The organism is Streptomyces sp. NPDC002790 (assembly GCF_040295505.1).
Taxonomy (GTDB): Bacteria; Actinomycetota; Actinomycetes; order Streptomycetales; family Streptomycetaceae; genus Streptomyces.
Genome location: NZ_JBEOVM010000059.1, coordinates 1 through 14189, shown reverse-complemented (window position 1 = coordinate 14189; position 14189 = coordinate 1). Strand labels below are relative to the sequence as shown.

Genomic DNA, 14189 nt, shown 5'->3' with positions numbered 1-14189 from the left:
GGCTGTGGTGCTTGGATGACTGCAGCTTGTGGGGTGATCCGTCCCAACTGCCACGCCAGCCGGGGAATTGGGGACACTGGAACGCCGAAATGGGCTCTGACCTGGGGAAATACGCTTCCCCTGGAATGCGTGGATGGGACGCGGGGGGGGGATGGAGGAACGGGTGTCAGGGGATATGGGGACGAGGCCGGGGGCCGGCGCGGCGGACGAATTCGCGTCGTCGCTGCGAGAGCTGAAGGACCGTTCGGGACTCAGCTACGGGGTGCTCGCCAAGCGGCTGCACATGAGCACGTCGACGTTGCACCGTTACTGCAACGGCACGGCTGTACCGAACGACTACGCGCCGGTCGAGCGTCTCGCCCGGGTCTGCAAGGCGACGCCGCAGGAACTGGTCGACCTGCACCGCCGGTGGATCCTGGCGGACGCGGGCCGGGGGCGTAAGGGGGAACAAGGGGCGGGACCGGTCACGCCGGCAGCGTCTGCCGCACCAGCGACTCCGGCCGCGCCGGCAGCATCAGCCGCACCAGCGACTCCCGAGCTTGAGCCGGCCCTCGCGGTCGAGCCCCCGGGCGCTCCCCTGGTCGAGTCCGTGGCCGACTCCGTGGCCGAGCCCGCGGGGCGCCGACGCAACCGCACCGCTCTCATCGCCGCCGTGGCCGCGGCCGCCGTGCTCGGGGCCGTCGTCCTCGCCGTGAACCTGCCGTCCACCGGCGGACGCGGCGACTCGGCCGACCGGCAGCAGGCCGCCGGTGCCACCGCCGCCGCGACCGACGGCGGCACCCCGCACACATCACGGTCGGCCTCGCCGTCCGCGAGCGCCAAGAAGAAGGGCGACAAGCCGGCGGACGGCGCCTCCGCGTCCACCACCACGGGGCCCGGCAAGTCCACCGCGCCCGGCGGTTCCAAGGTCGCAGGCTCCGGCAGCGCCACCACCCCGCTCCACGTGGCCACCCGCCCGTACGTCTACGAAAGCCCGTGCAGCCAGCACTTCCTGGTCGACAGCGAACCGGAGCAGGTCGGCCCGCCCGCGACCGAGCAGGACGCGGTGCGCTGGGCGAACGCGTACGGGGCGGTCTCCTCCGGGGAGCAGCGCGTCGCGCTCACCGTGCAGGGCACGGGCAGCGACACGGTGGTCCTGGAGGATCTGCACGTACGCGTCGTCGGCAAGGCGGCGCCGCTCGCCTGGAACGACTACTCGATGGGTGTCGGCTGCGGTGGCGGCGTCTGGACCAAGTCGTTCGACATCGACCTCGACAACGGCAGCCCCACCGTCACCGTCAAGAACGGCCAGCGCGACTTCCCGTACAAGGTCAGCGAGTCCGACCCGGAGGTCTTCTACGTGAACGCGCACAGCACGGCGCACGACGTCCGCTGGGAGCTGACCCTGGACTGGTCGAGCGGCTCACGCCACGGCACCGTACGCATCGACAACTCCGGCAGCGCCTTCCGTACGAGCGCCAACTCCGGCCGCCCCGGCTACGACTACCCGCTGGGCGGCAGCGAGTGGATCAAGCGGGAGGAGCAGCCGTAGGGGGCGTACGGGGCGAGGTGTTGGTCCTTACTGCACGTTGTCGCGCACGCGCAGTCGTGCGCCCAACAGGCCGCCCAGCGCGGTGAGCAGCGAGATCACGGCGAGGAGCGCCGCGGCCGGCCAGGACACCGAACCGCCGGCCGCGTTCAGCAGAGCCGTGGCGATCATGGGCAGGAAGCCCGTCACCGCACCGGCGATGTTGTAGGCCAGGGCCACCCCGCTGTAGCGCAGATGCGCGGGGAACAGTTCGGTCAGCAGGGCACCCGAGACGGCGTAGGTCACCGCGAGGAGCGCGATGCCGAGCGCCACGGCGAGGATCACCGCGAAGTGGTTGCCGGTGTCGATGAGCCAGTACACCGGGAAGGCGCACACCGCGGAGGCGACGCCGCCCCAGAGGGTCACGCGGCCCGCGCCGATCCGCTCGGACACCCTGCCCATCGCCATGATGACGAAGATCTCCACCACGGCCGCGACGAGCGTCGCGTTGACCACAAGGCCCTTCGGCAGACCGAGGGTTCCGGTGCCGTAGCTGATGACGAATGTGGTCAGCAGGTAGAAGCCGCCGACGCCGAGCAGGGCGGAGGAGATCGCCACGAGGAGGCGTCCCCAGGCCGTACGGAACACCTCGACGGCCGGTACCTTGGCGCGCTGGTCCTTGCGGAGCAGCTCATCGAAGAGCGGGGACTCCTCGACCTTGCGGCGGATGAAGTAGGCGAGCGCGGTCAGCGGGAAGGCGAACAGGAACGGCAGGCGCCAGCCCCACGAGTTGAAGATGTCGTCCGGCATCATCAGCACCAGCGCGAAGGCGCCGGAGGACATCAACGTGCCGACGGGCGAGCCGATCTGCGGCAGCGCCGCGTACCGGCCGCGCTTCTCGGGCGGCGCGTGTTCCACGGCGAGTGTGACGGCGCCGCCCCACTCGCCGCCGACGGCGACGCCCTGCAGCAGCCGGAGGAAGACCAGGAGCAGCGGTGCGGCGAGGCCGATGGTCGCGTAGCCGGGGAGCAGGCCGATGACACCGGTCGCGATGCCGATGCTGATCACGGTGATGAGCAGGGCCGGGCGGCGTCCCATCCGGTCGCCGAGCCAGCCGAACAGGACGGCGCCGATGGGCCGGGCGGCGAAGCCGACGCCGAAGGTGCCGAATGCGGCGAGCGTCGCGGTCGCCGGGTCGAGCGACGAGAAGAACTGGCTGTCGAAGACGATCGCGGCGGCGGTGCCGAAGAGGAAGTAGTCGTACCACTCCAGCGCCGTGCCGACGAAGGCGGCGAAGGCCACGCGTCCGGCCGCCTGTCCGGTGACGACGGGGCCGGTCCCGTCCGGTGGCGCCTGGTCCGCCTCGGCCCGCGTGCGGTCGAGTTGCGTCATGGGGTGCTCCTTGTGCGGTGTCACGCGCTGGGCCGCGCGGGGACGGGAAGGTCGGCACTGGCGCCGGTCACGGGGCCGAGGCCGTTCAAAGAGTCGGCTCCGTGGACGCAGGCACCCTCGACGAAGGTGGCGAGGACCTCGACGGCCCCGATCCGGGACGGGTCGACCGCGACCGGGTCGTCGGACAGCACCACGAAGTCGGCGTACTTTCCGGGCGTGAGGCTGCCGCGGCGGTCCTCCTCGTGGCTCGCGTACGCGGCGTCCAGGGTGTAGGCGCGCAGCGCCTGTTCGGCGGTGGCCCGCTCGTCACCGGCGAGCAACAGGCCGTCGCGGCTGAGCCGTTGGACCATCGACTGCATACCGAGCAGCGGCGCGCCGGCGGCCACCGGCCGGTCCGAACTGCCGGGCACCCGCAGCCCGTGCTCCAGGAAGGAACGGTGCCGGTACAGCCAGCCGATCCGCTCGGGACCCAGCGCCTCGGCCATCGTGTCGCCGACCGCGTACAGGAAGTGCGGCTGCGGAACGGGGATGACGCCGAGTTCGGCGTAGCGGCCGAGCTGGTCGGGGCGGACGACTCCGGAGTGCTCGATGCGGTGGCGGGCGTCCGGCCTCGGCAGCGCCTCCTGCGCGCGGGCGAAGGCGTCGAGGGCGAGGTCGATGGCCTCGTCGCCGATGGCGTGTGCGGCGACCCGCCAGCCGGCCCGGTGCGCGGCGACCATCAGGTCGCGCATGTCGTCGGGGCTGTCCTGGTACACGCCGTGGTGGCCGTGCCCGCACAGCGGTTCGGTGACGGCGGCGGTGCGGCCGATCAGGGAGCCGTCGAGCCACAGCTTCACCGGGCCGATCCGCAGCCGGTCGTCGCCGAAGCCGGTGCGCAGGCCGAGGTCGATGCCCTTGGTGATGCCGTCGGACTCGTGCGCGGCGAGCGCGTGGAGGTTGTCACCGGCGACCATCATCTCGACGCGGACCGGCAACGTGCCGCGTTCGCGGGCGAGTTGGTAAGCGGCCGCCTCGACGGGGCTGCGCCCGATGAGCCCCTGGCCAATGCCCGCCTCGGTGACGTGGGTGAGGCCCTCGGCCGTGTACACGGAGGCTGCCTTGGAGATCGCGTCGGCGAGGCCCGCCACGGAGACCGGCAGGGTGAGCGAGGTGACCAGGTGCTGCGCGCGCTCCTGGAGCAGTCCGGTGGGGCTGCCGTCGGCATCGCGGACGACGACACCGCCGTCCGACTCGCGCACGCTGCCGTCGAGCACGCCCACCCGGTCGAGCACGGCGCTGCTGACCACGCACATGTGGCCGGACCGGTGCTTGAGCCACACCGGGCGCCCGCCCGCGGCCCGGTCGAGGGCGCCGCGGTGCGGGTGTCCGCCCATCACGGTGTCGTCGTATCCGGCGCCGACCAGCCACGCGTCGGCGGGCAGGGTGGCGGCGCGGGCCGCGACCATGTCGTAGAGGGCTTCCAGGGTGGCGGCGCCGGACAGGTCGAGCTCGTCGAGGGTCTGTCCGAACCACGCCATGTGGTTGTGCGCGTCGGCGAAGCCGGGCACGACGGTCGCGCCGTGGAGGTCCACGGTGGTGCGCGCCGGGAGGTGTGCGACGTCGTCGTCCAGGCCGACGATCCGGCCGTTCAGCACGCCGAGCGTGTGGGCGGTGGGCCGTCGGCCGTCGACGGTACGGATGCGGGCGTTGGTGAGTTTCAGATCGATCATGAGCCTCAGGCCTGGTGGTGCGGCCGGACGAGCGGGGGCCGGCGGCGGGCGAACACGGACGAAGCAGAGGAGCGGTCGGCGGCCCACGGTGGCCGGCGCCCGGTCCGGGCCGCCGCCCCTTTCGATTGGGCAATGGCCAGTGAACTTCCGGGGCCTTGGTGAGCGCGCTCCGCTCTCAATCAGCAGAATGCCTGGTGAACAGCGCTACGAACAGTGGTGGACCGCTCACGGTTCACGACGCCATAATGGGCAGATGCACAAGCGAACCGCCGCGGGGGCGGAGAAGGCCACGGACCCGCCGGCCGCGGACCCCGCCGTCTCCCCGCCCGCACCCGCGGAGGCGGCTCGGGAGCGCGGGGCGTCCGAGCCGGTGACCCGGGCGCTGCACGCCCTCGTCCGCGACTGCCTCCTCGACCTGGACCGCCTCGTCGAGCGCTACGTCGACGAGATCTCGCAGTTCGACGGCTACCGGAGCGCCGTCGACCGGGCGGAGCTGACGCGGATCGGCCGCACCTGCTACGAACTCCTGCTGCGCATCATCGCGGACCTGCCCACCTCGCCGGAGCTGCTGGCCGCCTCCGAACAGTTGGGCCGCCGCCGCGCCCACCAGGGCGTGCCGCTGGACGCGCTGATGCAGGCGATCCGCACGGACTTCCGGGTGCTGTGGACCGAGTTCCTGGAGCGCACACCCACCGCCGGTCTGCCCGACCTGACCCGGAGCGCGGTGCGGGTGTGGGAGGCCGTCGAGTACCACGCGGTCCACACCCATGCCGCCTACGTCGACGAGATCGCCGTGATGGACCGCGAGCGCGCGCGGGAACGGGCCACGCTGATCGGACGGCTCCTGTCGTCGGACGGCCGCGACCCGCAGCTTCTCGCGCAGGCCGCGACGCTGCTCCAGGTGGAGGCCACCGACGACTTCACGGTCGCCATCGCGCCGCCCGAGTCCCAGGTCCGACTACGGGAGGCCGTCGACGCCCACCTCGGTGACCGCGGCACGCATCTGCAGCAGCACCACGGCATGCTCGTCCTGATCAGCGCGCTGCCGCCCGGCGCGGACGGCAGGCCCCCGCGGTGGCTCGAGGACGTGGCGTGCGCGTTCGGCCCGACGGCGCAGGGTCTCGCGCGGATCCCCGACACCGTGCGCATCACCGAGGCCATCGCTTCGGTGTTGACCCCTGACGCCGCGGGGCCGGTCGCCCTCGCGGACGTGTGGATGCCGGTGGCCGTCGCCCGCCTCGGCCCCACGGCCGCCGTCCTGGCCCGTACGGTGCTGGCCGGTCTCACCGACCTGGCGCCGCACGAGCGTGAGCGCCTTGTCGAGGCGGTCACCACCTACTGCGACACGGGTTCGGCGAGCGCCGCGGCCCGCGAGCTGTACTGCCACCGCAACACGATCCTGAACCGCCTCACCCGCTTCGAGACCCTCACCGGCTACCGCCCCACGCGCCCCGCGGACGCGGCCACGATCCTCTTCGCTCTGCGCGCCGAGGCACAGACCACGTGACACTTCCCGTGACCCCCTGATGGCCCGGTGCGTCCGACTGCACCGGGTCAGCCGCCTGCGGGCGGGGCTTCGAGCAGGCGATCGACGTGGTGTTGGAGGATGGCCAGCGCCGCGGTCGAGGTGTGGTGGCCCGCCAGGACGTGGGCCGTGAGTCCGTCGGCCAGGGCGAGGAGTGTTCGCGCCTCGAGGTCGGGGTCGAGGTTCCGGCGTACTTCCTGCGTGTCCTGGCCGTAGCGGATGAGCCACACGACGAGGTCGTGGAGCTTGGCGTAGGTCTCGTGCAGTACCGCGGCCAGCTCTTCGCTGGCGGGCGCTCGGGCGACAAAGGCCAGCCAGACGCGAGCCTGCGTCCTCGACTCCTCGTCCAGCAGGGCGAGTTCGGCCAGGGTGTGAGAGAGCAGGGTCGAGGCGGCTTGGGGCGTGGAGGTGACGGCGATGCGCCGGCCGGCGCGTTCGCTGACATGTTGGGTGATGTGTTCCAGGGCGAAGAGCAGCATGTCCTGCTTGGTGCGGAAGCACCGCTGAACGGCACCCATGGACACCTGGGCCTGGGCAGCGACGTCACGGAGGCTGACAGCCTCCATGCCAGAAGACGCGATCAGGGCGCAAACCGCTTCCGCGATGCGTCGGCGCCGCTCCTCGTAGTCGACCTGCTTGGGCACGGCCTTCCCCTTCCCTGTTCCGATGCACTTGCATCATATCCGACTTCACTGCACGATGTGATGCGAGCGCATCACAACGATGCGTCGACGCTGGAGACGGGGAACTCACCATGACGAAGCAGGTCCAGAGGTCGAACCGCAGCTCAGGTGAAGGGTTGTTGTGGCTGTTCGGCGCCATCCTGGTGGTTCAGGGCTTCGGCTCCGCGGCCACCGAGGCGGGGTGGAATACGAGCTTTGGTGTCGCGGGCCTTCTACGGGCCGCCCATCTGCCCGAGTGGACGGCGCTCCTGATCGGCTTGGCGGGCGCGGCACTGCTGGGCGTGGCGGCGCGTAGCCACTTCGCACGGAGGCGAGCGGATCGTCGCGCGTGAGGGGCCGGCGGCAGAGTCAGGTGGGCGACGTCACTGCGATCGTGAAGACTGCGATCGTGAAGACATCGTGGGCAAAGATTGCGGCCGGAACCACGGGGCGACCTTGCGCGTCCCGGAGCTTGACGTGACCAGTCTTTGACCCAAGAGGAGCCTCCATGCAGCAGTCGACTCAGCGACGGATCGCCGTACGAGCAGCAGGGGCGCTGTTGGCGGTGGCCTTCGCGGCGGGTTGTTCGGCGAGCGTGGGATCGAAGAGTGTGAGCAAGGACGAGGTCGCCAAGCAGGCCTCGACGGCCCTGGGCAAGCAGATCGGCCGGGAGCCCGACGACATCACCTGCGAGGACGACCTCAAGGCCGAAGTGGGCGCGACCGTCCGCTGCGAACTCACCGACGGCGGGGGGAAGCTGGGCATGACGGTCACCGCGAAGTCGGTCGACGGCGACAAGGTCAACATGGACTTCAAGGTCGACGACGCTGCGGCGGGGGGCGCGTCCTGAACCCCACGGATGGGGTCACTCCCAGCCCGGCCCCCGCCCCCCCGATTCGGCTACGGGCGCCCGGAAGAGCGCGTGCCACGGCCGAAGAACAGTGAGGTCGCGAACGCCACAAGGCCGATGACGCCCGCGAGGATGAACGCCGCGCTCAGGCCACTCGCGTCGGGCGCACCGGACGCGGCCTCGGATGCCAGGGACGCCACCGTGACGAAGACCGCCGTACCGCACGCACCCGCGACCTGCTGCATCGTCGCGAGGATCGCACTGCCGTGGGAGTGCAGGTGGTCCGGGAGCGCGCTCAGGGACGCCGTCATCAACGGGGTCATCATCAGGCCGAGTCCGCCCATCAGCAGCAGGTGCATGCCGATGACCGCCACCAGCGAGGAGTCCGCGCCGAGCAGCGAGAACAGCCACAGCGAGGCCGCCAGCGCGGCCGCGCCCGGGATCACCAACGGACGGGCGCCGACACGGTCGTAGAGCCGGCCCACGGGGCGGCCGAGGAGACCGAGGAGCAGGCCGCCGGGGAGGACGGCGAGGCCGCTGACGAACGTGGTCGTCCCCATCACCGTCTGGAGGTAGAGCGGGAGCAGAATCGCGGCCGCGCCCAGCATGCACATGAACAGCAGCGCGGACAGCAACAGGGCCACGGAGAAGGTGGGGTTCGCCAGCGGACGCAGATCCAACAGGGCGCGGTCCTGGCGCTGCAGGCGCAGTTGGCGCAGGACGAACACGGTGAGGGACAGGACACCCGCGACGATCGGCATCCACGGCGCGATGGTGTGCTCCCCGCCGCCGGACTCACCGATGGACGCGAGGCCGTAGAGGACGCCGCCGAAGCCGATGGCGGAGAGCACCACCGACAGCACGTCCAGCGGCACCTTTCGGGTCTCACTGTCCAGGCGCAGCCATATCGCGCCGATCACCAGAGCCGTCAGTGACAGCGGCAGAACGATCCAGAACATCCAGCGCCAGCTCAGCGAGGACAGCACCGCGCCGCCCACCGTCGGGCCGATGGCCGGGGCGACCGCGATGACGATCGTGATGGTGCCCATCATCGCCCCGCGGCGCTCAGCGGGGACCAGGCGCATCACCGTCGTCATCAGCATCGGGATCATGACGGCGGTGCCGAAGGCCTGCACCACGCGCCCGGTGAGCAGCACGCCGAAGCCGGGCGCAAGGGCGCTGATCAGGGTGCCAGTGCTGAACGCCGTCAGCGAGGCCAGGAAGATCCGGCGCGCGGAGAAGCGCTCGAGAAGGAAGCCGGTGATCGGGATGACCACGGCCATCGTCAGCAGGAAGCCGCTGGTGAGCCACTGCACCGTCGTCGTGGAGACCCCGAGGTCGACGGTGAGGTCACGCAGGGCGACGCTCAGGATCGTCTCGTTGAGGATCATCACGAACGCGGAGGCGACGAGGACCGCGATCAGGACGCCTGCGCGCGCCTGAGGCCCGCCCGCGGGCGGGGCGGCCGAACTGCCGCCGTCGTCGGGCGCGTCCACGCGCTCGACGTTTGTTGGCTGGCTCATGTGGGGGTGTACCTCGCAAGAGTCGGTAGAAGTCATGGGCCAGGCGGTGGCGTTGAGCGCCCTGATGAGCGCCCTGAGTGGCCCGGCAGGAGAATGCGCGCACATACAGCGCGCACTCAACCCTCCAACGCCCCGTCGTAGCACCGCATTCCAGGTATGACGGTCATCACAGGTCGACGCCCGCCTACCGCCCTACCGCCCTACCGCTCTACCGCTCTACCGCTCTACCGCTCTACCGCTCTACCGCTCTACCGCTGCGGGAAGTCAACACCGGCCGCGTGCAGCCGCGCTTCGACCAACGCGTTCAGCCGGGCGAGGGCGGGCGCGTCGTCCTCCCGGTGGTGGTTGACCAGTTCGTACCGGGCCGCGCCGTCTGATCGGCCCTGAAGTCCGGTCCCCGCCGCCAGCAGCGCGCGGTCGGTCAGCACCTTCTCGGCGAGCGCGGACGCGAGTTCGTCGAGCCGTGGGTCGTCGGGCGGCCAGGAAGTCGCGTCCCAGGCACGCTTGGTCAGCTCGACGTGCCCGGGATCGTCCAGGAGGCGCTCGAGCCGGGTCAGGAAGGCGTCGAACATCTCCGGGACCACCGCGCGTGTCAGCACCAGCGCCTCTCGCTGCGTGGCCACGTACTCGGGCTTGAAGCCGAGTTCGGCCATACGGTCAAGGGCCGCGCACGCCCGGTCGGGCAGCAGGGCCCTGTCCCCGTGGGCGATCCGGTGCAGCGTGTCGCGGCGCGCGACCAGGTCCTCGATCTGGTCGGTGAGCCGGCAGTGAACGTCGTCCAGGGCGGCGGCGAACCGCTCGGTGCCCGCGTCGAGCAGTTCGCCGACCTCGGCGAGCGGCACTCCGGCCCCGGCCAGGGTCCGCGCCTGGACCAGCCGGAGCAGTTCGGCCGAGCCGTAGCGCCGGTAGCCCGACGTGTCCCGCTCCGGCTCGGCGACAAGTCCCAGCCGGTGATAGTGGCGCACGGTCTTGATCGTGACTCCGGCGTAGGCCGCCGCCTGACCGATGGTGAGCCCACCCTTGGCACGCATCCGTCCCCAACTCCCCCGTCAAGACTCGCACTTGACCTTGACCTTGACCTTGACCTTAGGGCAGGCACCAGGCTCGCCGTACTACCACTTCGGAAACGGCTCCGGAGACCACGTCACACGTAGGAGACGACCATGAGCCAGCCCCCGCGCACCACAGCCGACTCCCCCGCCCAGCCGGGCCGACCGCACCTGCGCGGCCTCCTCCAGGAGATCGTCGATTCCGGAATCACCGGAGTGCAGCTGCGGGTGCACGACGAGCGGGGCACGTGGAGCGCCTCCGCCGGTGCGGCCGAGCTGGGCGGCGACGACAAGCCCCCGGCGGACGGGCACGTCCGCATCGGCAGCAACACCAAGACCTTCACCGCGACGCTGGTGCTGCAACTGGTGGCCGAGGGCAAGGTCGACCTCGACGCACCGGCCGTCGACCACCTCCCCGAGTTCGACCTCGACCACCGCATCACGGCGCGCATGCTGCTGCAGCACACCAGCGGGGTGTTCAACCACACCGGCGAGTTCTCCGAGGACGGGACCGTGGTCCCCGGGATCCCCTCGACCATCGCGGGCAAGGAATGGGTGGACAAGCGATTCGACACGTACCGCCCGCGGGACCTGGCCCGGCTGTCGCTGTCGAAGCCGCCGCGGTTCGAGCCGGGGGCGGGCTGGAGCTACTCCAACACCAACTACGTGCTGGCCAGGCTGCTGGTCGAGAACGTCACCGGCCGCCCGTGCGCCGAGGTGACACAAGAGCGGATCCTGAAGCCGCTCGGCCTGACGGGCACGGTGGTGCCGGGCACCTCGCAGGACATCCCCGAGCCGTACGCCCACGCCTACTACCGGTACGAGGACTCCGGCCGGCCGCACACGGTCGACGTCACCCGACAGAACCCGTCCTGGGTCGATGCCGGCGGCGACATGATCTCCACCACCGAGGACCTGCACACCTTCATCTCCGCACTGGCCCGCGGCGAGTTGCTGCCCGCACCGCTCCTCGCCGAGATGAGCACGCCGCACCCGGAGAGCGGTTTCGGGCTCGGCCTGCGCGTACAGCAGACCGGCCCCGGCGGCGACACTCTCCTGTTCCACAACGGCGGCCACAGCGGCCACGCGGCCCTGATGTACAGCACGGCCGACGGCAGCAGGACCCTGACCGCCGCGCTCAACTACGTGGACGACGCGGAAATGACCCTGGCGGAACCCTTCATGAAGGCGCAGGAGCGGCTCGCCCAGGCGGTGTTCGGCAGCTGAGCCCGCGCAGGGGGCCAGGACCGTGCGCGGCACGATACGGCTTGCACGGGATTACATAATTACGTAATCTCGTGCCATGGATCTGGAAGAGCGTGTCTCCGAGCTCGAGCGACGCCTGGCGCAGTTGGAGAGCGTGACCCCTGCTGCGCCGGTCGTGGGAGAGGGCGAGTTGTGGGCCCTCGACGCGCTGAAGGAGCGTCACCCGGTGACGCAGGACACGGACGGAGCCGTCCTGTTCACCGGGGCGGTACGTGTGCCGACGGGGCACCGCTACGAGTGGCAGTACGGCGTGCTCACCCAGACGCTGTTCGACGACGACTGGTCAGAGGTGGCCGAGTCGTTCGCCGCGCTCGGCCACCCGGTGCGGCTGAGGCTGCTGCGGGAGATCCTCGGCGGCCTGCGCACCGCCGCCGAACTGGCGTCGCTCGAGGACATCGGCACGACCGGCCAGATCTACCACCACCTGCGCCAACTCACCGGTGCGGGCTGGCTCCACACTCCGGAGCGCGGCCGCTACGAAGTGCCTGTGGGCCGAGCGGTGCCGCTGCTGGTGGCACTCACCGCCGCGCGCCCCGTGACCTGACCACTTTTCGTACGAGGGGGAACCATGTCCGTAGACCGACGCAAGGTCGCCGCCAGGATCCAATACGCGCTGTGGCTGGTCTTCTTCGCCCAGATCGTCGTCAGATTCTTCATGGAACTTCCCTACAACTACTGGGTGAGTTGGCTGCCCGCACTCGGCGCGATCGGCATCGGCCTGGTGACCTCGCGCTCCGCCCGGCATCGAATCGAGACCCGGCCGCCGGCGCCGGTGGAGGTCGCACCCCCGGTCACCGGCCGCTGGTCGGCCGTCAACAGCCCCGCGGACAAGGTGCCGAGCCACGGAACGCACCACCTCGCCCAGACCTACGCCATCGACATCGCGGCGGAGCCGGCGGAGGGGCCCGCTCGTCCCGCCCCCGTGTGGTTCTGGCCGGTCGCCCACCGCAACCGGGACTACCCCGCCTTCGGGGCACCGCTGTACGCGGTCGCCGATGCCACCGTCGTGCACGCCGAGGACGGCCAGCGTGACCACCTCAGCCGTAGCTCCCTCGCAGGAGTGCTGTACTTCTGGCTCATCGAGGGTGTCTTCCGCACGCTCGGCGGGAGCCGCCGGGTCGTGGGCAACCACATCGTCCTCGACCTGGGCGAAGCGACGTACGCCGTGTACGGACACGTCCAACGGGGCTCGCTGGACGTCCGGGCGGGCGACAAGGTCGTCGCCGGCCAACTGCTCGGCCGTTGCGGCAACTCCGGCAACTCCACGCAGCCGCATCTGCACTTCCAGCTGATGGACGGGCCGGACCTGGAGACCGCGCGCGGCATCCCGTTCAGCTGGCACGAGGTCGGAGTGCCCGCCGCCGGTACGGCCTTCACCGTCGGCGAGCGCACCTCGGCCACGGAACCGTCCCACCACGCCTGACGAGGCCGCGGTGTCGGTCGGCCCGGTGTCTCAGGGACACGCCGAGATCGTCATCACCTCGTAACTGCGCTTCCCCCGAACACATCCGATCAGGCAAGCTCAAGATCAGCGAAGGGCACACAGCCCGGCCGATCGACCATCCGCACATCCGTACAACAACGGGGGAACCACATCATGCTCCGCAACCACCGCCGCAAGGCCGTCCTCACCGCCGCCGCCCTGATGGCCACGACCACGCTGCTCACGGCCTGCCAGGGAGGCGCGGACGACAGCGCCGCGTCGGGCGGTTCCGAGTCGTCGAACGCGGCGTCGGACACGAAGGACAAGGGCGGCGACACCGGTTCGGCTTCCGCGGGCAACGCGGAGTCGCAGGCCGGCAGCGGCTCGGGCAGCGCGTCCAAGGGCAAGGGTGTGAGCGGCACCTGGTTCGGCAACGTCTCCTACCTGGCGCCCGGCAAGTACACCGTCTCCGACCAGAAGGACACCAAGCAGGCCTTCTTCACCTCGACCGACACCGACATCCAGGGTGCCGGTGTCATCTGCGGCGACGCCGAGGGCCAGGCCGCCACACCGTGCAGCGAGCAGGAGCTCGAGGCCGCCTCCAAGAAGGGCGTCTCCGCCACGGTGAAGATCAAGAACGGCATAGCCGTCAGCATCGTCGAGGACCACTCCAGCAGCGGTGGCGGCTCGGACACCGACAAGCCGAGCAAGCTCAGCTCCGGGGAACTCGGCTACCTGGCCCCGGGCAAGTACACCCTCGACAACGACGGCAACACCACTTCCTTCTTCACCGCCACCGACACGACCATCAACGGCAACGGCTGGATCTGCGGCGAGAACGGCGACAACAAGCCCTGCACCGAGGACGAGCTCGAGGCCGCGGCGAAGAAGGGCGGCGTGCGGGTGGTCGTCGATCTCGACAACGGCACCGCCGTCACCATCGACGAGGAGCACAACTAAGGCAACTGACTGGGCGACCAGGGCAACCAGGGTCTTCCTGAAGGAACTTGCTCACCGGTCGTTGGCTCGGAGCGTCGCCACGGCGGAGACGGTGGCATAGCCGCGCCATTCGAGCGTCGCGGCTTCGGAGTAGCTGGTCACCTTCTCGGCCGTGAACGGCCGAGCTTGTACGGCTCGGTTCGTTCACACCTTGTCGCGCTCCCGACTGCCCCCTACGACAGGGCGGTTACGGGTCGCATCTCTCCTCAGCGGCTGCGTGCCGGTGAGGGGACGGGCATGGTGACGAATGCCCACGCCGAGCGTGCGCGGTTGCGCACGTTGAC

The 14189-nt window shown here is 70.7% G+C and carries 13 protein-coding genes; 8 read left to right on the top strand and 5 right to left on the bottom strand.

All coding sequences use genetic code 11. The annotated features are described in order from the left end of the window. The first annotated feature begins 175 nt into the window (after positions 1–175). Entirely contained in the window at positions 176–1531 is a 1356-nt protein-coding gene (locus tag ABT004_RS23590) for a helix-turn-helix domain-containing protein (RefSeq protein ID WP_351340237.1), read from the top strand. Between the two features lie 27 nt (positions 1532–1558). Here ABT004_RS23590 and ABT004_RS23585 read toward each other — a convergent pair whose 3' ends face one another. Next, the gene (locus ABT004_RS23585) at positions 1559–2899 is read right to left on the bottom strand and encodes an MFS transporter (RefSeq protein ID WP_351340234.1); all 1341 of its coding nucleotides are present in this window, start codon (positions 2897–2899) and stop codon (positions 1559–1561) included. Positions 2900–2919: 20 nt separating this feature from the next. Then, positions 2920–4608 (bottom strand): amidohydrolase, encoded by a 1689-nt coding sequence (locus tag ABT004_RS23580; protein ID WP_351340231.1) that lies wholly within the window; start codon positions 4606–4608, stop codon positions 2920–2922. Positions 4609–4861: 253 nt separating this feature from the next. Here ABT004_RS23580 and ABT004_RS23575 point away from each other — a divergent pair, with 253 nt between their 5' ends. Further along, the gene (locus ABT004_RS23575) at positions 4862–6115 is read left to right on the top strand and encodes a PucR family transcriptional regulator (protein ID WP_351340228.1); all 1254 of its coding nucleotides are present in this window, start codon (positions 4862–4864) and stop codon (positions 6113–6115) included. A gap of 47 nt (positions 6116–6162) precedes the next feature. Here ABT004_RS23575 and ABT004_RS23570 read toward each other — a convergent pair whose 3' ends face one another. Then, positions 6163–6777, bottom strand: a complete 615-nt coding sequence (locus ABT004_RS23570) for a TetR/AcrR family transcriptional regulator (protein ID WP_351340225.1) — start codon at positions 6775–6777, stop codon at positions 6163–6165. A gap of 110 nt (positions 6778–6887) precedes the next feature. On the opposite strand from ABT004_RS23570, the gene ABT004_RS23565 reads away from it, so the two are divergent. Next, a complete protein-coding gene (locus ABT004_RS23565) occupies positions 6888–7148 on the top strand; it encodes a hypothetical protein (protein ID WP_351340223.1) in 261 nt (86 codons plus the stop codon). 155 nt (positions 7149–7303) lie between these two features. Beyond that, the gene (locus ABT004_RS23560) at positions 7304–7645 is read left to right on the top strand and encodes a DUF4333 domain-containing protein (RefSeq protein ID WP_351340220.1); all 342 of its coding nucleotides are present in this window, start codon (positions 7304–7306) and stop codon (positions 7643–7645) included. A gap of 50 nt (positions 7646–7695) precedes the next feature. Here the strand turns inward: ABT004_RS23560 and ABT004_RS23555 are convergent, their stop codons facing one another. Further along, entirely contained in the window at positions 7696–9168 is a 1473-nt protein-coding gene (locus ABT004_RS23555; RefSeq protein WP_351340218.1) for a DHA2 family efflux MFS transporter permease subunit, read from the bottom strand. 248 nt (positions 9169–9416) lie between these two features. Further along, the gene (locus tag ABT004_RS23550) at positions 9417–10199 is read right to left on the bottom strand and encodes a MerR family transcriptional regulator (RefSeq protein WP_351340215.1); all 783 of its coding nucleotides are present in this window, start codon (positions 10197–10199) and stop codon (positions 9417–9419) included. A gap of 132 nt (positions 10200–10331) precedes the next feature. Here ABT004_RS23550 and ABT004_RS23545 point away from each other — a divergent pair, with 132 nt between their 5' ends. The 4 genes from ABT004_RS23545 (at position 10332) to ABT004_RS23530 (ending at position 13866) form a co-directional block, all read left to right on the top strand. Beyond that, positions 10332–11444, top strand: a complete 1113-nt coding sequence (locus ABT004_RS23545) for a serine hydrolase domain-containing protein (RefSeq protein ID WP_351340213.1) — start codon at positions 10332–10334, stop codon at positions 11442–11444. Between the two features lie 76 nt (positions 11445–11520). Then, a complete protein-coding gene (locus ABT004_RS23540) occupies positions 11521–12027 on the top strand; it encodes an ArsR/SmtB family transcription factor (protein ID WP_351340210.1) in 507 nt (168 codons plus the stop codon). A 24-nt stretch (positions 12028–12051) separates the two neighbouring features. Continuing rightward, a complete protein-coding gene (locus ABT004_RS23535) occupies positions 12052–12906 on the top strand; it encodes a M23 family metallopeptidase (RefSeq protein WP_351340208.1) in 855 nt (284 codons plus the stop codon). 174 nt (positions 12907–13080) lie between these two features. After that, entirely contained in the window at positions 13081–13866 is a 786-nt protein-coding gene (locus tag ABT004_RS23530; RefSeq protein WP_351340206.1) for a hypothetical protein, read from the top strand. Positions 13867–14189: the final 323 nt, after the last annotated feature.

Excerpts from the sequence above, each read along its gene's own strand:
- ABT004_RS23540 (WP_351340210.1), top strand. The coding sequence starts at position 11,521 with ATGGATCTGGAAGAGCGTGTCTCCGAGCTCGAGCGACGCCTGGCGCAG.
- ABT004_RS23545 (WP_351340213.1), top strand. The coding sequence starts at position 10,332 with ATGAGCCAGCCCCCGCGCACCACAGCCGACTCCCCCGCCCAGCCGGGC.
- ABT004_RS23555 (WP_351340218.1), bottom strand. The coding sequence starts at position 9,168 with ATGAGCCAGCCAACAAACGTCGAGCGCGTGGACGCGCCCGACGACGGC.
- ABT004_RS23530 (WP_351340206.1), top strand. The coding sequence starts at position 13,081 with ATGCTCCGCAACCACCGCCGCAAGGCCGTCCTCACCGCCGCCGCCCTG.
- ABT004_RS23575 (WP_351340228.1), top strand. The coding sequence starts at position 4,862 with ATGCACAAGCGAACCGCCGCGGGGGCGGAGAAGGCCACGGACCCGCCG.
- ABT004_RS23590 (WP_351340237.1), top strand. The coding sequence starts at position 176 with ATGGGGACGAGGCCGGGGGCCGGCGCGGCGGACGAATTCGCGTCGTCG.
- ABT004_RS23585 (WP_351340234.1), bottom strand. The coding sequence starts at position 2,899 with ATGACGCAACTCGACCGCACGCGGGCCGAGGCGGACCAGGCGCCACCG.
- ABT004_RS23535 (WP_351340208.1), top strand. The coding sequence starts at position 12,052 with ATGTCCGTAGACCGACGCAAGGTCGCCGCCAGGATCCAATACGCGCTG.
- ABT004_RS23580 (WP_351340231.1), bottom strand. The coding sequence starts at position 4,608 with ATGATCGATCTGAAACTCACCAACGCCCGCATCCGTACCGTCGACGGC.
- ABT004_RS23550 (WP_351340215.1), bottom strand. The coding sequence starts at position 10,199 with ATGCGTGCCAAGGGTGGGCTCACCATCGGTCAGGCGGCGGCCTACGCC.
- ABT004_RS23560 (WP_351340220.1), top strand. The coding sequence starts at position 7,304 with ATGCAGCAGTCGACTCAGCGACGGATCGCCGTACGAGCAGCAGGGGCG.
- ABT004_RS23565 (WP_351340223.1), top strand. The coding sequence starts at position 6,888 with ATGACGAAGCAGGTCCAGAGGTCGAACCGCAGCTCAGGTGAAGGGTTG.